General features: G+C 36.3%; 30 protein-coding genes. 17 read left to right on the top strand and 13 right to left on the bottom strand.

Annotated features, from left to right (window positions below):
- The first annotated feature begins 86 nt into the window (after positions 1 to 86).
- Positions 87 to 983, top strand: a complete 897-nt coding sequence (gene lipA, locus DN389_RS05775) for a lipoyl synthase (RefSeq protein ID WP_000166369.1) — start codon at positions 87 to 89, stop codon at positions 981 to 983.
- A 20-nt stretch (positions 984 to 1003) separates the two neighbouring features.
- Here the strand turns inward: lipA and DN389_RS05770 are convergent, their stop codons facing one another.
- Together DN389_RS05770 and DN389_RS05765 are read right to left on the bottom strand one after the other, a co-directional pair.
- Positions 1004 to 1483, bottom strand: a complete 480-nt coding sequence (locus DN389_RS05770; RefSeq protein ID WP_048542306.1) for a YbaK/EbsC family protein — start codon at positions 1481 to 1483, stop codon at positions 1004 to 1006.
- A 74-nt stretch (positions 1484 to 1557) separates the two neighbouring features.
- Positions 1558 to 2112, bottom strand: coding sequence for a histidine phosphatase family protein (locus DN389_RS05765; protein ID WP_088123665.1), 555 nt, complete (start codon positions 2110 to 2112; stop codon positions 1558 to 1560).
- 134 nt (positions 2113 to 2246) lie between these two features.
- On the opposite strand from DN389_RS05765, the gene DN389_RS05760 reads away from it, so the two are divergent.
- Positions 2247 to 2690, top strand: a complete 444-nt coding sequence (locus tag DN389_RS05760; protein ID WP_142343532.1) for a hypothetical protein — start codon at positions 2247 to 2249, stop codon at positions 2688 to 2690.
- A gap of 23 nt (positions 2691 to 2713) precedes the next feature.
- Here DN389_RS05760 and DN389_RS05755 read toward each other — a convergent pair whose 3' ends face one another.
- The gene (locus DN389_RS05755) at positions 2714 to 3529 is read right to left on the bottom strand and encodes a YhfC family intramembrane metalloprotease (RefSeq protein ID WP_142343540.1); all 816 of its coding nucleotides are present in this window, start codon (positions 3527 to 3529) and stop codon (positions 2714 to 2716) included.
- Positions 3530 to 3628: 99 nt separating this feature from the next.
- Between DN389_RS05755 and DN389_RS05750 the strand changes: the two genes are divergently transcribed.
- The gene (locus DN389_RS05750; RefSeq protein ID WP_098189413.1) at positions 3629 to 4360 is read left to right on the top strand and encodes a MerR family transcriptional regulator; all 732 of its coding nucleotides are present in this window, start codon (positions 3629 to 3631) and stop codon (positions 4358 to 4360) included.
- 30 nt (positions 4361 to 4390) lie between these two features.
- Here DN389_RS05750 and DN389_RS05745 read toward each other — a convergent pair whose 3' ends face one another.
- Positions 4391 to 4969, bottom strand: coding sequence for a YhcN/YlaJ family sporulation lipoprotein (locus DN389_RS05745; protein WP_000744033.1), 579 nt, complete (start codon positions 4967 to 4969; stop codon positions 4391 to 4393).
- A gap of 115 nt (positions 4970 to 5084) precedes the next feature.
- Here DN389_RS05745 and DN389_RS05740 point away from each other — a divergent pair, with 115 nt between their 5' ends.
- Positions 5085 to 5396 carry a YutD family protein gene (locus DN389_RS05740; protein WP_002008894.1) on the top strand — a complete coding sequence of 104 codons (312 nt, stop codon included), beginning with the start codon at positions 5085 to 5087 and terminating at the stop codon, positions 5394 to 5396.
- A 36-nt stretch (positions 5397 to 5432) separates the two neighbouring features.
- Here DN389_RS05740 and DN389_RS05735 read toward each other — a convergent pair whose 3' ends face one another.
- The 3 genes from DN389_RS05735 to glpX form a co-directional block, all read right to left on the bottom strand.
- Positions 5433 to 5930 carry a cytoplasmic protein gene (locus tag DN389_RS05735; protein WP_098189414.1) on the bottom strand — a complete coding sequence of 166 codons (498 nt, stop codon included), beginning with the start codon at positions 5928 to 5930 and terminating at the stop codon, positions 5433 to 5435.
- Between the two features lie 373 nt (positions 5931 to 6303).
- Positions 6304 to 6570: a DUF3055 domain-containing protein gene (locus DN389_RS05725; protein ID WP_000392614.1), complete on the bottom strand. Its 267-nt coding sequence runs from the start codon at positions 6568 to 6570 to the stop codon at positions 6304 to 6306.
- Between the two features lie 16 nt (positions 6571 to 6586).
- Positions 6587 to 7558: a class II fructose-bisphosphatase gene (gene glpX / locus DN389_RS05720; protein ID WP_000439090.1), complete on the bottom strand. Its 972-nt coding sequence runs from the start codon at positions 7556 to 7558 to the stop codon at positions 6587 to 6589.
- 147 nt (positions 7559 to 7705) lie between these two features.
- Here glpX and DN389_RS05715 point away from each other — a divergent pair, with 147 nt between their 5' ends.
- The 4 genes from DN389_RS05715 (at position 7706) to DN389_RS05700 (ending at position 10382) form a co-directional block, all read left to right on the top strand.
- The gene (locus DN389_RS05715; RefSeq protein WP_000274003.1) at positions 7706 to 8146 is read left to right on the top strand and encodes a DUF86 domain-containing protein; all 441 of its coding nucleotides are present in this window, start codon (positions 7706 to 7708) and stop codon (positions 8144 to 8146) included.
- Between the two features lie 86 nt (positions 8147 to 8232).
- Entirely contained in the window at positions 8233 to 8865 is a 633-nt protein-coding gene (locus DN389_RS05710; protein WP_000503338.1) for a helix-turn-helix transcriptional regulator, read from the top strand.
- Between the two features lie 108 nt (positions 8866 to 8973).
- Positions 8974 to 9738: a TIGR01457 family HAD-type hydrolase gene (locus DN389_RS05705; RefSeq protein WP_088123837.1), complete on the top strand. Its 765-nt coding sequence runs from the start codon at positions 8974 to 8976 to the stop codon at positions 9736 to 9738.
- A gap of 113 nt (positions 9739 to 9851) precedes the next feature.
- Positions 9852 to 10382 carry an iron ABC transporter substrate-binding protein gene (locus DN389_RS05700; protein ID WP_149236900.1) on the top strand — a complete coding sequence of 177 codons (531 nt, stop codon included), beginning with the start codon at positions 9852 to 9854 and terminating at the stop codon, positions 10380 to 10382.
- A 33-nt stretch (positions 10383 to 10415) separates the two neighbouring features.
- Here the strand turns inward: DN389_RS05700 and DN389_RS05695 are convergent, their stop codons facing one another.
- Positions 10416 to 10997, bottom strand: a complete 582-nt coding sequence (locus tag DN389_RS05695) for an NAD(P)H-dependent oxidoreductase (RefSeq protein WP_088123659.1) — start codon at positions 10995 to 10997, stop codon at positions 10416 to 10418.
- A gap of 219 nt (positions 10998 to 11216) precedes the next feature.
- Here DN389_RS05695 and DN389_RS05690 point away from each other — a divergent pair, with 219 nt between their 5' ends.
- From DN389_RS05690 to DN389_RS05680, 3 genes are all read left to right on the top strand, one after another.
- Complete coding sequence (locus tag DN389_RS05690) at positions 11217 to 12005, top strand: ABC transporter ATP-binding protein (protein WP_063222118.1); 789 nt, start codon at positions 11217 to 11219, stop codon at positions 12003 to 12005.
- Entirely contained in the window at positions 11989 to 14562 is a 2574-nt protein-coding gene (locus DN389_RS05685) for an FtsX-like permease family protein (RefSeq protein WP_149236899.1), read from the top strand. Before DN389_RS05690 ends, DN389_RS05685 begins: the two co-directional genes overlap by 17 nt.
- Before the next feature lie 503 nt (positions 14563 to 15065).
- Positions 15066 to 15545: a GNAT family N-acetyltransferase gene (locus DN389_RS05680; RefSeq protein WP_098189418.1), complete on the top strand. Its 480-nt coding sequence runs from the start codon at positions 15066 to 15068 to the stop codon at positions 15543 to 15545.
- Positions 15546 to 15565: 20 nt separating this feature from the next.
- On the opposite strand, the gene DN389_RS05675 is transcribed toward DN389_RS05680, so the two are convergent.
- On the bottom strand, positions 15566 to 16057 hold the full coding sequence (locus DN389_RS05675; RefSeq protein ID WP_000665100.1) for a phosphatidylglycerophosphatase A family protein: 492 nt from the start codon (positions 16055 to 16057) through the stop codon (positions 15566 to 15568).
- A gap of 120 nt (positions 16058 to 16177) precedes the next feature.
- Between DN389_RS05675 and yutH the strand changes: the two genes are divergently transcribed.
- Entirely contained in the window at positions 16178 to 17179 is a 1002-nt protein-coding gene (yutH, locus tag DN389_RS05670; RefSeq protein WP_098189419.1) for a spore coat putative kinase YutH, read from the top strand.
- A 58-nt stretch (positions 17180 to 17237) separates the two neighbouring features.
- Here yutH and DN389_RS05665 read toward each other — a convergent pair whose 3' ends face one another.
- Both DN389_RS05665 and DN389_RS05660 read right to left on the bottom strand, forming a co-directional pair.
- Positions 17238 to 17453, bottom strand: coding sequence for a hypothetical protein (locus DN389_RS05665; RefSeq protein ID WP_001125496.1), 216 nt, complete (start codon positions 17451 to 17453; stop codon positions 17238 to 17240).
- Between the two features lie 314 nt (positions 17454 to 17767).
- Positions 17768 to 18004 carry a NifU family protein gene (locus DN389_RS05660; protein ID WP_000431159.1) on the bottom strand — a complete coding sequence of 79 codons (237 nt, stop codon included), beginning with the start codon at positions 18002 to 18004 and terminating at the stop codon, positions 17768 to 17770.
- Positions 18005 to 18210: 206 nt separating this feature from the next.
- Here DN389_RS05660 and DN389_RS05655 point away from each other — a divergent pair, with 206 nt between their 5' ends.
- From DN389_RS05655 to phnA, 5 genes are all read left to right on the top strand, one after another.
- Positions 18211 to 18519, top strand: a complete 309-nt coding sequence (locus DN389_RS05655) for a YuzD family protein (RefSeq protein ID WP_088123656.1) — start codon at positions 18211 to 18213, stop codon at positions 18517 to 18519.
- A complete protein-coding gene (locus DN389_RS05650) occupies positions 18488 to 19366 on the top strand; it encodes a nucleotidyltransferase domain-containing protein (RefSeq protein WP_098189420.1) in 879 nt (292 codons plus the stop codon). Before DN389_RS05655 ends, DN389_RS05650 begins: the two co-directional genes overlap by 32 nt.
- Before the next feature lie 96 nt (positions 19367 to 19462).
- Positions 19463 to 20140 carry a CPBP family intramembrane glutamic endopeptidase gene (locus tag DN389_RS05645; protein ID WP_098189421.1) on the top strand — a complete coding sequence of 226 codons (678 nt, stop codon included), beginning with the start codon at positions 19463 to 19465 and terminating at the stop codon, positions 20138 to 20140.
- A 313-nt stretch (positions 20141 to 20453) separates the two neighbouring features.
- Positions 20454 to 21248 carry a DUF2628 domain-containing protein gene (locus DN389_RS05640; protein ID WP_098189422.1) on the top strand — a complete coding sequence of 265 codons (795 nt, stop codon included), beginning with the start codon at positions 20454 to 20456 and terminating at the stop codon, positions 21246 to 21248.
- 235 nt (positions 21249 to 21483) lie between these two features.
- Positions 21484 to 21825, top strand: coding sequence for an alkylphosphonate utilization operon protein PhnA (gene phnA / locus DN389_RS05635; RefSeq protein WP_000212737.1), 342 nt, complete (start codon positions 21484 to 21486; stop codon positions 21823 to 21825).
- 176 nt (positions 21826 to 22001) lie between these two features.
- Here phnA and DN389_RS05630 read toward each other — a convergent pair whose 3' ends face one another.
- Both DN389_RS05630 and DN389_RS05625 read right to left on the bottom strand, forming a co-directional pair.
- Entirely contained in the window at positions 22002 to 22799 is a 798-nt protein-coding gene (locus DN389_RS05630) for an ABC transporter permease (protein WP_048542284.1), read from the bottom strand.
- Positions 22783 to 23442, bottom strand: a complete 660-nt coding sequence (locus DN389_RS05625) for an ABC transporter ATP-binding protein (protein WP_098189423.1) — start codon at positions 23440 to 23442, stop codon at positions 22783 to 22785. Before DN389_RS05625 ends, DN389_RS05630 begins: the two co-directional genes overlap by 17 nt.
- Between the last annotated feature and the right edge of the window lie 177 nt (positions 23443 to 23619).

Genomic DNA, 23619 nt, shown 5'->3' with positions numbered 1-23619 from the left:
AATCGCTTTCATACGTTAGAATAGATATGTTACATTGAAAGAAGCGAACACGGTAAACTATTTCATATTGTGCGGAGTTGATAACCATGACAAAACAAACAGAATATAAGCGCAAGCCCGAATGGTTGAAAATTAAGTTAAACACGAATGAAAACTATACAGGCTTAAAGAAAATGATGCGTTCTAAGAATCTTCATACAGTTTGTGAAGAAGCGAAATGTCCGAATATTCATGAATGCTGGGCTGTAAGGAAAACAGCAACATTTATGATTTTAGGTGCGGTTTGTACACGTGCTTGTCGTTTTTGTGCGGTTAAAACAGGCTTACCAACTGAGCTTGATTTACAAGAGCCAGAACGCGTAGCAGATTCTGTAGTACAAATGGGCTTAAAGCACGTTGTTATAACAGCGGTTGCACGTGATGATTTAAAGGACGGAGGAGCAGCTGTTTTTGCTGAAACAGTACGCGCTGTACGTCGTAAAAATCCATTTACGTCAATCGAAGTATTACCATCTGATATGGGTGGAGTAGAAGAAAACTTAAAAATGTTAATGGATGCAAAACCAGATATTTTAAACCATAACATTGAAACAGTACGTCGATTATCTGACCGAGTTCGCGCTAGAGCAAAATATGATCGTTCATTAGAGTTTTTACGTCGAGCAAAAGAAATGCAGCCTGATATTCCAACTAAATCGAGCATTATGGTGGGCTTAGGTGAAACGAGAGAAGATTTAATTGAAGCGATGGATGACTTACGTGCAAACAATGTGGATATTTTAACTCTTGGACAATACCTACAGCCATCTAAGAAGCATTTACCAGTTCTTAAATATTACCCACCAGCAGAATTTGCAGAGCTTAAAGAAATTGCACTTAGCAAAGGCTTTAGCCACTGTGAAGCTGGCCCACTTGTGCGTTCTTCTTACCATGCGGACGAGCAAGTTCGTTCTGCAAAAGAAAAAACAGCAGAAGCAAAATAATGAAAAAAGAGAGCTAATCATTAGCTCTCTTTTTGTTTATATTCTAAAACAGTATTTGGGCATGTTAATAAGATTTTCTTTAATTCCTCTGTGGATAATTCAATTGTAAATTCAGGTACACCAGGTGTAATTAAAATTTTATCGTAAGCATAAATAGCACTATCCACAATAATCGTTACATTTTGTGAATAACCGAAAGGAGCTACACATCCTGGAGTACAGCCTGTTTCTTCTCTTAGCTCATCAGGAGAACAGAGAGATAAGCTTTCTCCTGTTATTTCTTTCATCTCTCCTCGGTTGAGCCTTGTACCCTCTAACGTAAAAAATACGTAATAATCTCCAGACTTTGATTTTAAAAATAAGCTTTTACTTGGAGTGCCGTGTAAGCCAAGCCTTTCACGTACGATACGATCTGTTTCATAATCGAGTACTGGTTCGTGTTCAAACTTTTCGTAAGAAGCATTTGTTTTATGTAGTAAAGCAAGTACATCTTCGTACATATGGAGTGATACCCCTTTCTATTGTTAGTACAGTTTCTTCTCGTGGCGTCAACTGAATGTGTTGGAAAGAGATATTACTTGGACGGTGCTTCCCATAATCGTTTTAGGATACATTGTTTATCGAGTGTAATTTCGTAAATATCAGGATTCGTTAAAGCTCTCCATTCAATAAAGCCGATCGTATGATCAAAGTGCTTTAAAATGAGCGTAAGTAAGTTGCCGTGTGTAACAAGTAGTGTTGTAGTATGGTTTAACTTTAAAACGTCTTGGATAAGTGATATAGCACGATCCGTCGCTTGTTTTGTTGACTCTCCGCCTGAAAAGGCAATATCTATATTTGTAAAAGTAGATTCTAGTTCTTGCAACCAATCGTCCATTGGAACGTTGCTTAATATGCGTTCAGCTAATCGTTCATCTTCTTGGATAGACAAGTTAGCTTGAAGCGCATAGGGCCGAATAGAATCGATAGCTCGCACAAATGGGCTTGAAATAATATGATCTATTTGTAGTTGGTTTTCTAAGAGGAATGTAGCAAGAGTGTTTGCTTGATTTTTTCCTGCAATCGTTAATTCGGCATCACGTTCTTGTCCAGTTGCTGAACAATGTCGTATTACAATCAATTTCTTCATAATTCATCCCCATCTTTCAAGTTGACGCTATATACTTCGACAAATGCGGAAAAAATTCCTTTTTATTGGAAACGGCATATTGATTTAAATATGTGGAAAAGTAATGTGGATAAATGAACATTTGAGGTGTAATGATGAAAAAAATGATATGTATTATATTCGGTCTTTGTTTTTTTATACACTTGTCCACAACATATGCAGAATCCAATCAAAAATTAAATTATCCAAGCAATCGAAATAAATCGTTTGTGAGTGAGGATGTGTTTTACGAACATTTAGATAAGAAAATCTATAAAGAATACAACAATGCAGCATATAGTGTTCGGAAAAAAATCTTATTTAAAGAAGTGGCTGATGAGGAATTTTCTTTCCTACAAAAAACAGCCATGGGTTGTCGGAGTAGTGTGATGCTTCAAGATTTTTTTGTTCATCCTGATCGCCAAGTTTATTTTTTCGCTTCCTTTTCTCAAAATGAAGTAGAAGAGTTTCATAAGTACATCGTTATAGACGCAGAAACAAAGAGGGAGCTGCAAGAGGGTAAGAGTTATCATCATTGCGAAAATCGTGGTAAAAAATAACCCACCAGTTGGTGGGTTATTTTTTATTCCGGTACACTCATTAATTTCTCTTTCATTTTACGAATAAGAATGACAGCACCAATTGTGAAGAGAAGGGTAATTCCTTCTGCAACAAAGATGTTAATTGTTTTTGTTTGATAAAGTGCCGCGAAAAAGTCTACAAATCCGTGGAATAATATAGCGTAAACAAGGAAAATATATTTCTTCTGTTTTACTGCGTATAAGACAAGCATTGTAAAGGCAATTTGCAATACAAGAGCCATAATTCTTTCCAAGCTGCCAAGGAAGTATAAATAAGCAGGTTGTTCTATTAACATATCCTTTACAAGATTTAATTGTGGTAGTTTTTCTGCCATTTGAGCGAAGCTACCATTGTTAATAGCATTAGCGAATATAAGTGTCTGCAATGCAGAGAATCCGCCAACTAAAATGGATTCAATCCCGCCGTGACCGATTCCATAAGCGAAGCCATCTTTATATTCTAGATATTTTTTTAGTAGGAAGAAGAAGGCAACGAAGCGTCCTAATTCTTCAAAAATACCAGCAGTTAGTCCGCCATAAATTGCAAAGACAAACGGATTTTCTAAAAATGGAGCGATTGCTGGATTACCACGCATAAATAGGTGGAACGGTGTTTCGAGAATTTGGGTAAATCCAATAAAGATAAGAACACCAATGCCGACCACTTTCCAATTAATATTATATTTTTTACGGAAATAAACAAACGCAATAATAGGTACCAGAATCGAAATCACAAGTTGAATTGTGATACTGGCAATTACCGTACTTGAAACCATACTTTCACCGCTTTCTAATATATGTACATATCTATTATGCATGAAATATAGTGGAGATGAAACTTTTAACAAAAAATGAATTTACTTATTGACTCTAACGTTGCGTCATACTTTATCGTATGTATTAAGGGGGAGATACACATGACAATGAAGGTAAAAGAAGTAGCTAATTTAGTTGGAATTAGTGTGCGCACACTGCATCATTACGATGAAATTGGGTTGTTAACCCCAGACGAGACGACAGAGTCTGGATATCGTCTGTATTCCAATGAAAATTTAGAGACACTGCAGCAAATTTTATTTTTTAAAGAGCTAGGCTTCCCTTTGAAGAAAATTAAAGAAATTATCATGAGTCCATCATTTGACCACGAAGAAGCACTACAGCTTCATAAGAAAATGCTTCTTGAAAAGCGTGCCAGATTAGATAAGGTGATTGCGACGATTGATAAAACAATTCAGCATACAAAAGGAGAGATTGAAATGACGAATAAAGAGAAATTTGAAGGCTTTGATTTCAGCCATAATCCGTACGAAGAAGAAGCACGTGAACGATGGGGAGACGCAGCTGTAGATAAAGCGAATGAATACGCGAAAGGTATGTCAAAAGACAATCAAGAAGAGTTTAATATGATTTACAGAAATTTAGCGGCGCTTAGACACGGCGCACCAGATTCTAAAGAGGCACAGGAAGCAATTGGAGTATGGTACGATTACTTGCAAAACTTCAGTGAATATTCATTAGATGCTTTTAAAGGACTCGGTCAAATGTACGTCGCAGATGAGCGCTTCACGAAAAATATCGATAAGTTTGGTGAAGGTTTAGCACAGTTTATGTGTAATGCGATGGAGGTTTATGCGGATCGTAAGAAATAGTAAAAAAGGTGGAGGTTTTCTCCACCTTCTTTATTTTTTGATCATATCATTCAAAGTCTGATCCCCCGTATTGTTTAAATGAGGATTTTTGCTCATTTCTCGCTTTAGCATGTCGAGGCTCTGTGTATATTCTGTATCATTTAACGCGCCAGATTGAAGCCCTTGAATTTGAGAAATCAACTTTTGGTCTGTTGATACATATGCTTTATAATAGCGAGGGACGATGGACAAAGCAGCCTTATATACTTGATCTGCTACGAGTTTTGGATCCGTTGTGTTTGCACGGTATACAACAAATACTTCATCATCGGTAACGAGCGTAGCAGCGTTTGTAACGTCAGGAAGTTTGACTGTCATGCTTGTAATCATTTCAGCGACTTTCTCACGGTTAATGGCTCCTACTTGTTTGTTAGATACTTCATGTTTTTGTTTAGATGAATAACCGACTCTCGTTAATCTTGTATTTGTATTTTCCGTATGATACATGTCGTTTTTATTGGAAACAAGAACACGACTTCCTTCTTCACGTTCCATTTCGGCTTTATTAGATGATTGACAGCCTGCGAATAAGGAAAGAGTGAGGAGAGAGAGTATAATTTGTTTTTTCACGATGTATCACCTCCTTCTCCATAGCATGCACTAATTTTCAATTTTTTGTATTTGAAATTGTTGGTTGGTATGCTTTGTGATACGATAAAAAGAAGAATGCTTAGAGAGGAAGTTAATGATGGAGCAAAAGCAAGAGCAAGAGATGCATGCTACGGTGAGCATTAATAATGTGCAGTACGAAGTAATTAAAAACTTTCGTGACGGTTTTAGTGAAGAAGCATTTAAAGAGCGTTATGCAGAAATTTTAAATAAATATGATTATATCGTTGGGGACTGGGGTTATGAGCAACTTAGATTGCGCGGTTTCTTTGATGATAGTAATCAACGTTCGACATATGATACGAAAATTAGTACGTTAACGGAGTATTTATACGAGTACTGTAACTTCGGTTGTGCACACTTCGTATTACGAAAAGTGAAGAAATAAAAAAATCCTCTTACGATTGTAAGAGGATTTTTTGCATTATAAACAAATCGAGATATGATCGCCTTCAGAAAGTATTGTATTTGGTTTCATTTGTTGTCCGTTCAATTGAATATCCCCATTTTTAATTTTATCCACAATGAGTGTACGGCTCCAGTCGGAAATATATGTGGATAAAGCTTTATCCATTCGGTGGGAACCGAAAACGATATCTAATACGATCGTGATTTCGACTATGCCGTTTTCTTTATGTTGCGTAATGGAAATAGTAGTAGTTGTTTCTATTTGATCTTGCTGCGTCATATCGACTGTTTCCACATGATCAGTAAATGATTTATAAATACGAAGTTTTTGGTTCCACGTATGATCTTTCGGACATTTATAAATGGCAAAACGATATATATTTTTTCCATTGGCGTTATGCCTACGAATATTCGTGTCAGTAAATAGGGTAGTGCGTCTGCAATTTTTACAATACTTTTCGATTGTATTTTGCTCGTTTTCATATAAACTCCAAGAAAGTTGTACTTTTTGCATTTTCCTTCACCTCTCATAGTAGTGGCAAAGAAACGTAATACAGCTATTTGGATGTCTTGTAGTATGAAGACATGAGGAAAAGACAAAAATAAAAGGAGGTTCCCCAAAGAGGAACCTCCGTAAACATCATACTACAGATGCGTTACGCTCCTTTGTAATGGGAATGGGCAGACTACTCCCTTGAAAAAGCACGGTGCTTTTTTGAGAGTAATGCTATCCAATTGCTGGTCCATTACAAAGTAAATGTCGGCATACGTAGATAACGTCCTTTCTATCCAAATAGATTTATTCTTAATTATAACATATAAGATTGAAAATTCAAAATACTTAAAGCGAAAAAACACCAGCTAAAATAGCTGGTGCCTAAGATAAATTATATAAGTTCAAATAAAAATGAGCGTAATTCTTCTGCAATTTCTTCAGTCATAGAAAATGCATGCTCTAAGTAGCCTGGTTCGTTTAAATCGTCAGGACCGATGATTGCAAATCTATTGCGCTGTATATCAAGGACAATTGTTTTACCGTAATGACGATCGGAGTATAAAAGCGCTAAATCATGACGCTCATTTTCTCCCATAAAGCTAACGAAACGAGTTCTTGTAGCGACTGTATCGTCGTACAGAAAGAAACGTTCTTCCATACACATGGCTCCTTTATTAAATATCTAAGTTTAAGTGTGGTTTATGATCTAAATGGTGATGCGTTTTAATGAATCGTACCGTTCTTGTTTTGTAACGCATAACGATAGAATATGTTTCAGCTAGATCTCCGCCAAGGAATTTCACGCCGTCTAATAACTCACCAGCAGATACACCAGTTGCTGAGAAGATTGCATCATCCCCAGATACTAAGTCATCTAACATAAGAAGTTGACGAGGGTCTTCTAATCCCATTTCACGACAACGAGCTTCTTCTTCTTCGTTCATTGGAACTAAGCGAGCTTGCATTTCACCTTCAAGGCATTTTAATGCTGCTGCAGAAATAACACCTTCTGGAGCTCCGCCAATACCTACGAATAAATCAATACCCGTTCCAGGTAGTGCTGTTGCGATTGACGCACCAACATCACCATCACCAAATAATTTTACGCGTGCACCTTTTGCACGAACACGGTCAATAATATCTTGATGACGTTCACGTTCTTGCACGATAACTGTTAGATCGCGAATCTTTTTATTGTTAGCTTCTGCTACAATTTCAATTGTTTTTTCAATTGGATCATCTAAGCTAATTTTACCAGCTGCTTTTGGACCAACCGCGATTTTTTCCATGTACATATCAGGAGCATGAAGAAGGTTTCCTTTATCTGCGATTGCGATAACTGCCATTGCATTTGCAAGACCTTTTGCAACGATGTTTGTACCTTCTAATGGATCAACGGCAATGTCTACTTCTGGACCGTTACCTGTTCCTAGTTCTTCACCAATATACAACATCGGTGCTTCATCAAGTTCTCCTTCACCAATTACAACTGTACCTGCCATGTTTACTGAATCAAACATATCACGCATTGCTGTAGTTGCTGCATCATCTGCTTCGTTTTTCTTTCCGCGGCCCATCCACTGTGCGGATGCTAATGCTGCTGCTTCTGTTACACGGACAATTTCTAGTGCGAGTTCACGTTCCAAGATTCCATTCCTCCAATTTCAAAAATCATACAAATATAACTATAACAAATAACGGAGAAAAGGTGAATTCGAAAAATTGTCGATTTTTTCAGAAGAAAGCGTTACAATTAAAATGTAAATGCTTTAATTTCCAGGTAGGTGACATTCATGTATTTTGTAGACAGAAAGAAAATAGAACAAATGCTAGTATGTTTAGAACGAGCAACAAGTACATTTCAAGAGAAAAAGATATATGAAACCGAGTTTGAATTTTACGCATTAGAACGTATAGCTCATCTAATTATTGATTGTGTATTAGATGTAGGGAATGCGATGATTGATGGATTTATTATGCGCGATCCAGGAAGTTATGAAGATATTATCGATATTTTGATGGACGAGCGAGTGATAAGTGCAGAAGAAGGACAAGGAATGAAAGAAATTATCCTTCTTCGAAAAATGCTTACGCAAGATTATATTCAAATGAATCATGATGAATTATATAAGACGATTCAAAAACATATTGCAGTGGTAGAGAAATACCCAGCAAATATTCGCAGTTATTTAGAGAAGGAATTAGGACCTGTATCTGCATTTGTACCAGAATAATTATGCTTATAAGATCCCCGGGACTGCCTTTTGGGGATCTTATATTGTATGTGAGAAAGTAAAGGGAAAAGGGAGAAGGGTTAAGCATGGGGGAAGCACGTACGACGAAAGATGAAATTGTACAATTGTTGAAAGTTAAGGGAGAGCACACAGTAGCGGAACTAGCTGACGTTTTAGAGATTACAGAAATGGCGATCCGAAGACATTTAAGTAATCTTGAGAAAGATGGTTTCATTTATTCTAAGATGGTAAGACAACATGTCGGAAGACCAACTTATTTATATGGATTAAGTGAAAAGGGAGAAGATACATTCCCGAAGGAGTATAAGCAATTTGCGATTGATATGCTAGAAGATTTAGCTCGAATGGGTGATGAAAAAATACTTCGTTACGTTTTAACAGAGAGAACGAAGCGAATGGAAGAACAGTTGCAAAAGCGAGTGAGTAATCAAAAGAATTTAGCATATAAAGTGCAAGAGATAGCAGCTATGCAAGAGAAAAATGGTTATATGGTTCAAATAAAGAGAGATGGAGAGAACTCTTTCGTAATTGAAAAACAAAACTGTCCGTTAAAAGAAATTGCAGAGAGATTCCCGCAAGTATGCGAAGATGAAAAAGAGATGTATAATCGTTTATTTGCAGGAGCAGATGTGAAAACGCTAGCAAACATGTGTGAGGGCGATTGTAGTTGTTCTTACCAAGTAAAAGAGAAAAAATGAACGTTATGGGGCGCTTTTAGGTAAAGCGTTTTTTTCTTTGGAAAAAGCGGGTAATATAAGAGTGGTATGATAAGGTGAGAACGTTAGCATAGAAGGAGAGACATAATGATGTATAAAGGTTACTTAATTGACTTAGACGGTACGATGTATCGCGGAGAAGAACAAATTGAAGAAGCGAGCGACTTCGTAAAAGCGTTAGGAGAGCGCGGTATTCCTTATTTATTCGTTACGAATAACTCAACTCGTAAACCAGAACAAGTGGCAGAAAAACTTGTTCGTTTCGATATTCCAGCGGAAGCAGAGCAAGTATTCACAACGAGTATGGCGACAGCGAACTTCATTTATGAACGTAAACAAGACGCAACTGTATATATGATTGGTGAAGAAGGCTTACATGATGCGCTTGTGGAAAAAGGATTTGAACTTGTGGATGAAAATCCTGATTTCGTTGTTGTTGGTTTAGATCGTGACATCACATATGAAAAATTAGCAAAAGCTTGTCTTGCTGTGCGTAACGGCGCAACGTTTATTTCTACAAATGGAGACATTGCTATTCCGACTGAGCGCGGATTATTACCAGGTAACGGTTCATTAACATCAGTTGTAGCAGTATCAACAGGCGTGGAACCAATCTTTATCGGAAAACCAGAATCAATCATTATGGAACAAGCTTTAAAAGTGCTTGGCATAGAAAAAAATGAAGCATTAATGGTTGGGGATAACTACGATACAGACATTTTAGCAGGAATAAATGCTGGCATGCATACCCTTCTTGTCCACACTGGAGTCACAACTGTGGAGAAGTTAACAGAATATGAAGTACAACCAACGCAAGTTGTGCATAACTTGACGGAGTGGATTGAGAAGATGTAATGAAAAACAGGTAACCGGAAGAGGTTACCTGTTTTTTTATGCATAATTGCATATGTGCTGTTGGTATATAAAATGTAAAATTTATATGTAATGATACAAAGGAGGGAATAAGAGTGTACTGGATGTCATGTATGATGTTTGTTTTTACATTATGTGTTTTGTTCTTTGTTCTATGGAAAATATATAAAATAAATGAAATGAAAAAAAACGCGGGAAAACTCATTGCAATGTATCCTCGAGTGAAGAGACGGTGGATTGCGTTACTTGGGCCAGCATATTTCATTGGACAATGTATGTATATATATGCTCAGTACGTAAGTGGCAATATTGATACAGCTGAACAGTTTCTTATTCAGTCGGGTAGTTATGTTATAGCAAGTTGTTTTATGACTTTAATAGCTATCTATCTTATTAAAAGTGTACAAATATATGAAAAAGGTGTAATAGATGGATTGAACTTTTATTCATATGAAGAATTAAAAGGCTATAAAACATCAACATGGGAAAATCCAAAAGAAAATATATTTTTATATCGCGGGCGAGAAAAAATGAATGACAATGTGAATTTACTTATTAGACAAGAAGATATGAGTGAATTAGAAAGCATTCTTCAAAGATATATTCCGAAATTGATGATGAAATAAAAAACTCCGGTTGTTAAAACCGGAGTTTTTTTATTAAAACGCACGATTCACAGCATCTTTAACCTCTTCAAGATATTGTTTACGCACATTATCATCCACAGAAGGAACACTTGTATAGAATGTATGCTCAATTGTTTCAATGCCTGTAAATTCAAAAATACCAACATCCGCTGTTTTCTTCATTGCGTCAAACATACCGCCTGCTGTGTATGCTTCTTTCGAATTTCCCATTGTGGATAATAATAAGCCTTTTTTACCGCTTAATAACTTTTCAATACCATTGTCGCCGTAAGCATAAGCGAAGCCATGGCTAAATACACGGTCAACGTATCCTTTTAAAATAGCAGGAAGCCCCGCCCACCAAACTGGATAAATGAATGTAATGCTATCAGCCCAAGAGATATGCTCTTGCTCTTCTTTAATATCTTCTGGTGTGTTTCCTTGAGAAAATGAGATGAAATCGGAAGCGCCTAATACTGGATTGAAGTTTAATTCGTATAGATCGCGAACGCGTACTTCATGACCTTTTTCTTCTAATTCACTTTTTACCGTTTCTAAAATCGCATGGTTGAAGCTTTCTGTATTTGGGTGTGCATAAACGATTACATGTTTCATTGTTCTTCCTCCTATTTGTGGATAGTTTTTTATTTATGTAACTATTATGGTTACTTCTGTTGTGAGAGTCAACTTTTTGACGTGAGAAATAAAGCGAAAATGTAATTAGCTAATATGGGATACATGTTAGTATGTGACAAAAAAATACAAAAAAGTAGGGATTTTGCATTCTGAATAGAATATATAGATTGGTAAATAGAGAGAGAAGGGGATATGGGGATGAATATTATTGAAATTGAAAGGTTAGAAAAATCGTTTGATATTGGGGATAGTAAAGTAAAAATATTAAAAGGCATTAATCTTCAAATTCAAAAAGGAGATTTCGTCTGTATTATGGGGGCTAGTGGATCGGGTAAAACGACCTTACTTCAGTTGTTAGGTGGATTAGATATTCCGTCAGTAGGTAGTATTCGAGTTGACGGTACAGAGATATCAACATTAAAAGAAAAAGAGCTAGCTTTATTTAGAAGGCATAAAATCGGTTTTATTTTTCAGCAGTTTAATTTGATTCCAGTGTTTAGTGCAGAAGAGAATGTAGGATTACCGTTACTGTTAGATAATGTCTCGCAAAAGAAGGCAACGGTGACAGCAACTCGTTTATTAGAACTTGTTGGATTGAAGGGAAAAGAAAAACATTTACCAGCACAGTTATCAGGCGGGCAACAGCAAAGGGTTGCGATCGCAAGAGCTTTTGCAAATGAGCCGGCTATTATATTAGCTGATGAACCAACAGGGGCATTAGATTCGGAAAATAGTAAAAACATAATTGCGGCACTTCGCAATGCGTGTGATGAGTTAGGGCAAACAGCTGTCATTGTAACGCACGACCCGTTCGTAGCGGCCCATGCGGATAAAGTTGTTTTCTTATTAGATGGTGAAGTGATTCATGAACATGCTGAAAGTAAAGGGTGGAAGTTTCGAAATATCCCGCAACAAGTTATCCACATTCAAGAGATTATGAATCGTCACTTTAAAGTAGGAGGTAAAGGTGATGCGATGGGTAATTAAGTATGCAGTAAAATCGATGAAACAAAATTGGCTGCGAAATATGTTGATTGCTCTCGGTGCAGCTTTAGGTGTTATGTTAGCGACGATGTTATTACTAGGTAATCAATCAGTAGAACAAAGTGTGAAGGAACAAGTAGTAAGCCGGTATGGAGATTATAATTTACAATTTGGCTATATAAAAAATGATATGTATTTAAATAATGAAAGTTTAAAAGGAATAGATGGCTTAGAAAATGCTGAAAAAATATCAAAAGTACTTATACCATATCCTTTTCCAAATTATAAAGAGTTATCGGGAAAACCGTCCTATTGGGGTGTTGAGCAAGATTCTCCAGAAATGCATTCTTATAAAATAGTAGAAGGGCGATATCCGAAAGAAGGTGCTGAAGTAGCACTGACAAAAGGGTATACAGATCGTGAAAATATAAGAGTAGGAGATACGATCAAATTGCCATTCCCGCAGCATGGAGAAAAGAATGTGAAAGTCGTCGGCATTTTAAATCCGCCGTTAATGGCAGCGATGGGGCATAGTGCTTATTTTCCAATCCATTGGCTTCAAAAAGAATTAAATCTATCAAATCAATTCAATCTCGTTCAAGTGAAAACAGCTGATGTAAATGTGAAAAGAGCAATTGCTCTTGATGTAAATAAGAAGATAGAAAATATAAAGATAGATCAACGTACTTATGTTGATAAGGCATTTGAAAGACTAAATGTAATGAAACCGTTAATTTTTAGTTTAGGTGGTATTGCCTTATTTGTTGTAGCTCTTTTAATAATGGGAAGTTTCTTCTTATCTGTTAGAAGTCGATTTAAGCAGTGGGCATTATTACGTGCGCTCGGTAGTAACCCAAATCAAATTATATTAGTCGTTTTATTAGAGGCTTTATGCATCGGAGCAATTGGATCGCTAGCAGGCGTTATTCTGGGGGCAGGTACGCAAACAATTGCAGCATCATTCATTAACAAATGGGTGAATATTGAGGGGGCAGGGAAAGCATCATTCTCAATCTCAGGTGAGGTTCTACTCATTACGTTTTTACTAGGGATTGTTATGTCTGTCATAGGAGCTATTATACCGGCTTTCATGGTTAGAAAGATTCCACCTGTTCAAGCACTTCGGCCAGGTCTTCCTAGTAATGAGAAAAAAGAAAAAAGATGGAGTGCTTTTAGCCTTAGCATTTTAATCATTGGTACCGTTATTGGACTCACGGGTAGCATATTAGAGCAGTATATCGGTTTCAATCTAAGTGCGATAGGAGCGCTGTTATTTGCAGTTGGTTTGTTATTGGCGATTCCGTTATTTATTCGCGTAATAGCACCAGTGATTGCAAAACCGTTCCAAATGATATTACGAATTGAAACGACGATTAGTAGCCGGAATGTAATTCGTTATCGGAATAAGGCAGCTGTGTCGGTTGCTATACTAGCATTTGGTTTTATGTTAGCACTTGTTGGAACGATGTATGTAAATTCTATGTATGAAGGTATGAAAAAAGGGTTACAAAAACATTTACCAGCGGACTTAGTAGTAAGAATTCCAGTAGAGTCGCAAGGAATAGAAACATTACCGTTTAGTTGGATGGAGAAGGTTAGAAAAATTGATGGTGTGGAATCGAGTGTTGGGAATGCTACTGACTTTACAGCAAAGCTTGTGAATTATGACTTTAAAAAAGCGAATCAAGAGTGGTATGAATTTATGAAAAAAAACAATTTGAACTATGATTCAATGGAAGTTGTAGGTAACGATATTGTAGCGTACCAGAAAGTAACAAAGGCGAAAGTGATTGCAGGACAACCTTTAAATAAGCCATTACAAGATGGTGAGGGAGTCATTACGAAAGAAGTGGCTAAAAACTTAGGGCTTCAGTTGCATGATACGGTTGACGTACAAGGAAAAGGGAAAGAAAAACAAAGAATTAAAGTCGTTTCGATTATTGAGCAAGGATTAAGGTTAAGGAGTTTGGATATTTTTGTGAATGAACAATGGGCTCGCGATAAGTTTCACGTACAAGGATATGAAGCAATTCAAATTATGACTAATTCTAATCAATCATTTGAAGGGATTAAGAAGCAAGTAAAAGAAATTACAAAGAATAAAGAGAATGTAGAAGTTATAAACAGTTATGATTTATTGAAAGAACAAGAGCAGTTATTATCGCAAATGATGATGTTAATTCGCTTGTTAGTTGTAATTGTTTTCATTATTTCTGGCATAGGATTAATGAATGCAATTGTCGCAAGTTTGCATGAAAGACGTGCTGAAATTAGTATGATTCGTGCGGTAGGAGCTATTCCGAAGCAAATGAGAAGGATCGTTTTATTAGAGGGAACTTTACTTGGAGCGATAGCTGGTTGTATCGGAATTTTTGGTGGGATTATGTTTAGCTATATCGTGTTATCAAGCTTAGAGTTAACGGTTATTATTATTCCGTATAATCAAGTTGTCATACTGGCTCTAGCTAGCGTGATGCTTGGAGCGGGGGCAGCATTGATTGCGTCATTACAATTAAGAAAGTTTAAATTAAGTGATACTTTAAAGGAGTTATCAGCATAAAAGATTGCTATACCCCACTCATACAAAGAACAAAGAAAACAAATAAAATAATAACAATACCAATGCCGAAGTTAAATACGAGAGTACTATCCATATTATGTAACCTCCTTGTTTGAAAGTAAAAAGCACTCTAGCCAAGAGTGCTTTTTTTATTTTGAGTCTACTTCACAACTTTTAGAAAAAGATTCATGTGTGTAAAGAGTTACATTATTTTATGTATTTATACTTTTAAATGAGTAAGTCCTTGTAAGATATAAAAAAAAGACACTCTTTTGAGTGTCTTTCATGATGACAAAATGTGCCAATTGCTTGAGTTTGATAAGGCGCTAATATCCGTTTTAACGCCTTTTCTTTGATCAAGAAGTGTAGCAACAGCGATTCAAATAAATTGTACCATTTGTTTCATAAGTGTGCGTATGTAATTATGCATATTCCAATTAGAGGGAAATGAGGCGCGAAAAATGAATGAGTATATATAGAATATTTGATTAGGGGAGAGAAGGATGGATATACATAAGTTAACAAAAGAAGAAGCGAATGAGATAAATACGTGGACGTACGAAGAACCTTATAATTTGTATAGTTTTTCAGGCGAGGAAGAAGTAATAGAAGAATTATTAGATGGGACGTATTACGGTTGTTGTGACGATAAGGGGGAGTTTATCGGCTATTTTTGTTTTGGGGAAAATGCACAAGTGCCAGGGGGAAGAGATGCTCATTTATATGGTGGAGAAGATGTAATTGATATCGGACTTGGCATGAAGCCAGCGTTAACAGGGAAAGGGCTGGGGAAAATATTTTTTCAAGCTGGGATAGCCTTTGCTATTAAAGCATTTAGGCCGAAAACGTTTCGACTTAGTGTAGCGACATTTAATACAAGAGCGATTACGCTATATAAAAACATAGGTTTTCAGCAAGGTCCTATTTTTTTGAGCCGCGGGAGAGAATTTATGCTCATGGAATACGAAAGACCGTCAGTATGAAACTGACGGTCTTTCATATTTTATTCCGAATGCTCAGCTCTATGCGCTAAGCGGCTTGAAGCAGCGGCAGCAATTCCGCCAACGATATCATCAAGGAATGTATGCACCTTTCCAGATGATTTATCATTTAAGAATTCTAAAATACCAGGTTTTAATTTATCGATATATCCAAAGTTCGTGAAACCGATAGAGCCGTACACATTAACGATAGAAAGTGCGATCACTTCATCAATTCCGTATAAGCCTTCATCACGTTTTACGATATCTTGTAACGGCTCACTTAACATTCCTTTTTCAGCAAGGACATCGAGTTCGATACCAGTAATCAGTGCGTTTTGTACTTCACGTTTTGATAATACACGCTCAACGTTATAACGGCATTCTGACATCTCTAAATTTGGATGATATTTTTTTTGAAGAAAATGAACAAGCTCAGCAATATCGTCAATTGTTACACCACGTTCTTGTAATAGTTGTAATGCTCTTTCTTGTAGTTGATTTGATTCTTTCATGTTTATCACCTTTTTTTCTTTTTAGTATTTGTATACGTTTCGTTGCTTTATCATGTGCATAGGAATGAAAGGCGAGCACAAGCTCATATATATAAAGAAAAACCATAGGTGGCGACTGCGATGATTCATCATATTTATGAGCATTATCATATGCATGTTAAAGAATTAATCCCCCTTGGCCCCTATAAAAGCTTTTGGATTCGCAACAAAATTTATGTACTTGTTCCAATTGGAGAAATGGAGGAAGAAGTACTTGTAGAGATGAAAAAGCTCAGTGATTATATGAACCAGCAAGGGGATATAACTGTAGCGACTTTCGTTCCGACTATACACGGCTACTATGTAAGTGAGATAGAAGAACAAAATTACTGCTTATTAAAAGGTATGCGTGCGTTAGAACGACATGCTACATCATTAGGAAGTGAGCTTTCTATATTCCATAAACGAGGTGCATTCTTTCCAGAAGAAATCGAGCAATTAAGCCGCATAGGCGAATGGAAAGCGTTATGGGAAAAAAGGCTCGATCAATTAGAAAAGTTTTGGCAATCACAAGTGATGAACCACCCTACAGACGTATTCGATCAATTGTTTATTGAATCCTTCCCGTATTACTTAGGAGTTGCAGAAAATGCAATTCAGTATGTTGTCGATACAGAGATGGATGATACGCCGCAAATGACTGATGCAGCAACAATTTGCCAAGAACGATTCACACCTTTATTATGGCATCAAACGAAGCGTCTCAAACTTCCTTTTGATTGGGTGTATGATCACCCAACTCGAGATATGGCAGAATTAATCCGCTATATGATGATAGAAAAAAAGAAAGACTGGGAGCAAACAATCGTTCAATTTGTTACAGATTATGAACGGAATTATTCGCTATCCTCATTTGGTTGGCGCCTATTATTTGCAAGGCTCCTGTTCCCGCTTCACTATTTTGAAACAGTCGAAAGATATTACCAAACTGGAAACGAAGAACAAAAAAGCATATACAGAGATCGCCTAGAAGCCATTTTACACGATGTGAACCGCTCTGAGCAATTTATGAAGCATTTTTATGGCTCACTTCGTTTACCAATTGATAAGTTAGGGATTAGGAAATTAGATTGGCTGTCTTAAAATAAAAAAGAGACCGATGGAGGTCTCTTTTTTATATATCACAATTGTATGTAATACATTATGCCCCTACTTGTTGTTCTGCACATATATTTAAAACGAATTGATGCTTTTCGAGTTTTTCATTTACTTTACCCAATAATTCTTGCTGGATTTCTTTAAATAAAAATTGATAGCTCGCATTCCATGTTGGTATAACGGATGAAAGGCCTAATAAATACTCTTTTTTCTTTTCTAGTTCTTGAATTGTTAAAAAAGTGTTCCCCATTTTTGGCATGTGTCGTCCCCCTATGTTTTTTACTTTATATGTGTGAACGATTCTATAGTATTAATTATCTCACTTTTTGAGAATGATTTCCAATTTTGTTTTATGATGTTAAAGGAGAAGTGTTATTTGAATAAAAAAAGAGACCCAAATGGGTCTCTCTTTAGGAAGCGATTCTGAACGAGCCGCTTCCGCTTTTAGATTAATATCTAGCTCCAGCGGCTAAAATGTTCGGTGGCTTCGCTTCTTCCGCCGAGGCAAAAAGCGCCTCTATGTCAGAAGCTCCATCCTCCTCACATTTTGAACGAGCCGCTTCCGCTTTTAGATTAAAATACTTGTTCTACTTCAATAACGCCTGGTACTTCTTCAAGTAATGCGCGTTCGATACCAGCTTTTAGTGTGATTGTAGAACTTGGGCAGCTTCCGCAAGCACCCATAAGGCGTAATTTTACGATACCTTCTTCAATGTCTACTAATTCAACGTCTCCGCCATCGCGAAGTAAGAATGGACGTAATTTATCTAATACTTCTAGTACTTGTTCTTGCATATGTGGGTTTTCCATTTTTATCGACTCCTTTCATCAGTTTTATTATAATCAAGATAGAGGGGAAAATCTATTTTTTCTGTTCTTGTTTTAATGTCGAAATTTTTTATCATGTTTACAACGTGTTTTTTCAGTATAGGGGTATGGAATAAGTTTGTAAAATGATGTGCTTACGTACTAAGATATCTGAATATACTGTTGAAATAAGAAGTGGGGGAGAAGAAATGGTTAATGTGCAAGTGTATGGGACGAAAGTAATTTGTGCGAGCTGCGTTGGAATGCCATCTTCAACAGAAACGTTTGAGTGGCTACAAGCGGCGATTGGTCGTAAATATGAAGGACAAGAAAATAAATTTAATTTCGAGTATATTGATTTTCAAGAAGAACAAGAAGATAAAGATAAAAAAGCATTCGCAGAGCGCGTAGTGGAGGAAGATCTATTTTATCCAGTCGTTCTTGTAAATGGAGAAGTTGTTGGAGAAGGAAATCCTCGTTTGAAGGATGTTTACGAAGAAATCGAGAAATATTTATAAAGCAGGAAGCCTTTGCGAATTTGCAAAGGCTTTTTTTATTGGAGGGATAGATGTGAAAAATGGAGTGAAGTATGCGTTACCGACAGAAGTACAACAGTTAATGGAGCGGTACACAGTAGAATTAAAAGAAATTTTTTTGGATGAAAAAATAGTCGGGGTATATATTTACGGGTCTATCGCACTTGGTGCATTTCATGTAGAAACGAGCGATGTTGATTTTGTTACGGTAATAAGTGATTCCGTGAATGAGGCTGAAAAACAACAACTTGTAGAATTACATAAGAAACTTAGTGGTAGTACGTTAGGCAAAAGAATGGACGGTATGTATATTCCGCTTGCTGATTTAGGGAAATACAATGATGAAATGAATGAGTACGTGTATTGTGCAGATGGTAAAGCGAATATAGGTCATTGGGATATTAATGCGGTCACATGGTGGACGTTAAAAAATCAAGGTATTACAGTTACCGGGAAAGAAGCAGAAGACCTTTCGTTTCAAATAAGGTGGGATGATGTAGTAAATACGATGAAATACAACGTAGAACAGTACTGGAGTGAAAAAGCGAAGCAACCATATTTATTTTTTATAGAAGAGTGGGTAGAATCAGCTGTCGTTACGATGGGACGTATTTTATATACACTGGATCATAAAACAATCGTTTCAAAAGATAGAGGATTGCAATACTTGTTAGAACGTTCAGGGGAAGAATGGGAGATTTTATTAAAAGAAGTAGCGAGAATACGGCAGAATCCAAAAGAAAAGCGAATGCTCTCAAGGTGGAGAAGGGCAGATATGACGAGGAAGTACTTACTGCATTTAATTGAAACATGTAGAGAGAAATGGTAGGGAAAAACAGACGATACAGTAGATTGTATCGTCTGTTTTTTAATTAAAATTGGTATATAATGGTTTAAAAGGTTTAATTATACTGGAGGGGATAGGGTGAATACAGAATTAGCTACTTATGAAGAAAAGTATGTAGTAATGAGTATGCGCGAAGTAATTAGTATGATAATAATTATTTTTGGGGTAATGTATGGAGTAGTTTTTTTGAACCTTGTTTATGACTCTTCCTTATATCCATGGTATGTAGATCATCTTATTCCGCCTTTAACATTTCTTACTATTATTTTAATATATTCACCAGCGAGAAATTACTGTGTACATTTATTAAAAACAATACAGTTCAATAATTTTAAGCATTATGTAACGATAGTAATGACAATGATCGTGCTCCTTATATATATTGCAGTATTAAATTTAGTTTTACCACATGGGCTTCGTGTGAATGAATCTAATATAGTAATAGAGCCTACTAAAAGTGAAATCATTTTATACGTAGTTGTACTCACTGTTTTTGCACCAATTTGGGAAGAGCTTGTATTCCGAGGTATGTTTTTTATGAAATTATCTCAGCGCTTCTCTATACTTAGCAGTGCCGTTATAAGTGCTTCTATATTTACTTTAGGTCATCCCCTTACAGTAGGTAGTGTTTTATATATTTTTGGTGGCGGTATATGTTTAGCTTATACGTATAAGAAAACAAATAATTTACTCGTTCCATGGGGAATTCATTTATTAAATAATTCATTTTTTATAGTAGTAAATTTTCAACTATAAAAAGACGCCTTTTTGAAAAGGGGGTCTTTTTGTAGTGTCTTTACACACATTGTGTAGAGACAAGGTAATACAAAATATAAATAGTTTCATGTGAAACATTTTTATTATCAAATATACAAAATGATTAACTTAGTGTATTAAATGTATCATTCATAAGTATTTTAATATGTTAAAAAGTAAAATGGAATAATAAACGGATAATTGTCGGAATATATTCGATTTCCGTTTATTTTTATGAAATATATGTACTTTTTGTTAGATTCCTTCTTTTTCTTTCTATAAAATACATGTATGCAGAAAGAAGAAAAGGATGATGTACGTGAAGGACACTGTTTTACAAGAAACAAATTCCCCAAAAGAGTTGCATAAAGTTGTTCAAAAGAATATAGCTTATTATGACTTTAAGTGGGGCAAAGTAGAAAATCCAGCGCAAGGGAATACGTGGAATTGGGTAGCCTTTTTCTTCCCAACTTTTTGGTTAGCTTATCGTAAAATGTATAAGTTGTTTATTATACTTACGTTATTGGCGGTACCTAGTATCGTTGTAACTCCTTTTATAGATATTCCAGATGGGATTTATTTAACATGTAGTTTAGTTCTTCAATTAGGAACGATGATATTTACTGGATGGCAAGGAAACCGTTTATATTATAAGCATGCTGTCCGTATTTTACATAAGGAAGAAAATATGCCAGATCATGAGAAGGCGTATTACTTACAATCAAAGGGTGGCGCTAGTTTTGCTAGTATGGTTGGTTTTCAGGTTATAGTTGGAATCGTGTTTGGTGGAGCTATGTTCGGATTCTCACTTTTACCAACTGAGCCGAATATTAAAAATGTCGTTCGTTCAAGTAGTGAAGGTATTACTTTAGAGGTTATGACGGATAATCCAACTTGGAAGTTTGTGAAGAAAGAAGACGATTATGACGTAGTAGAGTTTACTGGTTATGATTATATAGAGAAGAAAAACGTGAAAATTAAATTTGCTGTTTACTTCAGTGAAGACTATTTTGAATGGCAAGAAGTATATGAGAATAATAAGAAGTTAAGTGAAGAAGAGTTAGAAGAGTATCAATTTTACATTGAAGAAAATGGTTGGGGGTTCTAGTCAGAACTCGTTCATTTTGAAAAGAAGAATCTTGTGAAGGTTCTTCTTTTTGATTTGGAAACACTATACGAATTGAAAATTTGTAAAATACAATAAAAAATGAGAATTTGAGGTAGGCTTGTCAATAACGTAAGACTATGGCACTATAAAGAAATGCTATACAAATTTTATTTATCGAGATGTAAACATCAATTTTGATTTTTACGTATAAATAATGAACGGAGGAAATGAATTTATGGCTACTTTACCAAATTGTCCAAAATGTAATTCAGAATATACGTATGAGGATGGCGTTCTTTTCGTATGTCCAGAATGTGCTCATGAGTGGGGCCAAGAAGCAGAAGCTGAAAATAATGATGGTGCAAAAGTTGTAAAAGATGCGAACGGAAACGTTCTTCAAGACGGCGATGCTGTTACTGTTATTAAAGATTTAAAGGTAAAAGGAACTTCTTCAGTTGTGAAGATCGGTACGAAAGTAAAGAGTATCCGTCTAGTTGATGGCGATCACGATATTGATTGCAAAATCGACGGTTTCGGAGCTATGAAGTTAAAATCACAGTTCGTGAAGAAGGCGTAAGTAAAAGAGGAGGCGAATAGGCCTCCTCTTTTTATTATGTCATTTTTTGTCGGTAAGTCGATATTCCTTGTCGAATCGTTGATATATTTTGAGTTATGATAGATATATTCGAAAAATCGTCGATATAATTTGACTCACCGAGAACGGTGCATCATTTACCAAGCGAGAGTTACGATTCACTTCGCAGCATAGTCAATCTCTTTCAACTGACACCGCTTATTAAAGAATGTTTTATATCCAAGCTGTAAGAAGATAATAACAGCAAAGGCAGTGCTTCCTGAAATACCAAGTATAATGGCGATTTGATATTGAATGGCTGTAAATGGTGATACACCAGATAAGATTTGACCAGTCATCATGCCTGGTAAGCTTATAATCCCCATTCCGACCATAGAATTGATTGTTGGTAAAATAGCAGAGTCAAAAGCGTCTCGTATGAGCGGCGCAGCGGCTTCTTTCGGTGTTGCGCCGAGCATAAGTGCGCCTTCAATTTGACCTCTTTGCGATTTCATATTGTTTAAGAACGTATTTGCACCGAGAGAAACGCCTGTCATCGCATTCCCGACTAACATTCCCGTAATCGGAACGATATATTGCGGCGCATACCAAGGGTCGTGCCCGATAATAACAAAGATAAATAGTAGAAGTGGCCCGATTGATCCGGCAACCATGGAAAGCGCGGCTACTCGTTTTAATTCTTTAGACATCGGGATATTGACTCGTTTATAAATATTAAAAATTGCAAAGGTAGTAATAGAAGTAATAAGGGCAATTGTATAAAATGGATTACTATTTTCAAATACGTATGTAAGGACATATGCAACGAGTACGAGCTGAATCGTCATACGGAATGTTGCGAGCGCAATTTGTTTTTCACGAGGAATCCCTTTTAATTTTACAAGTCCAATTAAAATAAGAATAAAAATATATGCAGCGGCAAGTTGCCAAATTTGGAGTTCAATAACGCCCTTCAACTGAGAGCACTTCCTTTCTAGTTGCACCGTTTGTTTTACTAATTTCAATAATATCGTCTGCAATTTCTTCTGGAAGTTGTTGCGAGTGTGTAATGAAGATAACTGTTTTTTTCTTTTCTCTTGCTAGCATAGTAAATTGTTTCATAACGCGGCGTTCTGTATCGCTATCTAGTGCCGAGGTTGGTTCATCTAATAAATAAACAGGTGGATCCATAAGTACGATACGTGCAAAAGCAAGTCGTTGTTTTTCCCCGCCTGATAATGAATCAGCGTTGTCTTCTAAATTTTTTTCTAAGCTAACAGTCGTTAATGCGCTTCGCAAGGCATCGTCATTTGGAAATGGTTTTTCAGAAAAACGAAGTCCCATTAATAGATTGTCTTTAATCGTTCCATCAAAAATAGGTGGGGTTTGCCCAAGCATGACTATGTCACGTCGTAATTGAATAGGAGGGTAATCGGAAATCAGCTTTCCGTTATATTCAATTGTACCGGATGTTGGAGATTGCAAATCATTTAGCATACGGAGCAATGTACTTTTTCCGCTCCCACTCTCACCGATAATACATGTGATTTTTTCTTTTTGAATCTGTAAATAAGGAATGTGTAGTATATCTTTATATGTAACGTCTTTTAATATAAACATAGAGGGCTCCTTTCTGATTCTAGCTATCCCGCATTAACGGGCAGTAAGACCCCCACCTCAAAATTCAGCGAAAGCAAAGAAGTTAGGTGGGGATCAACTGCCCGTAAAAGCCCGATTGGTTCAACTAATAATCAGTGGGGGAGGAACAAAACCCACACTGATTAAAGTTTCACTTTA

It is taken from the genome of Bacillus sp. AY3-1 (assembly GCF_008368785.1).
Classification (GTDB): Bacteria; Bacillota; Bacilli; order Bacillales; family Bacillaceae_G; genus Bacillus_A; species Bacillus_A wiedmannii.
Note: the sequence above shows the minus strand (reverse complement) of the source record. Positions and strands in the feature narration are given on the sequence as shown.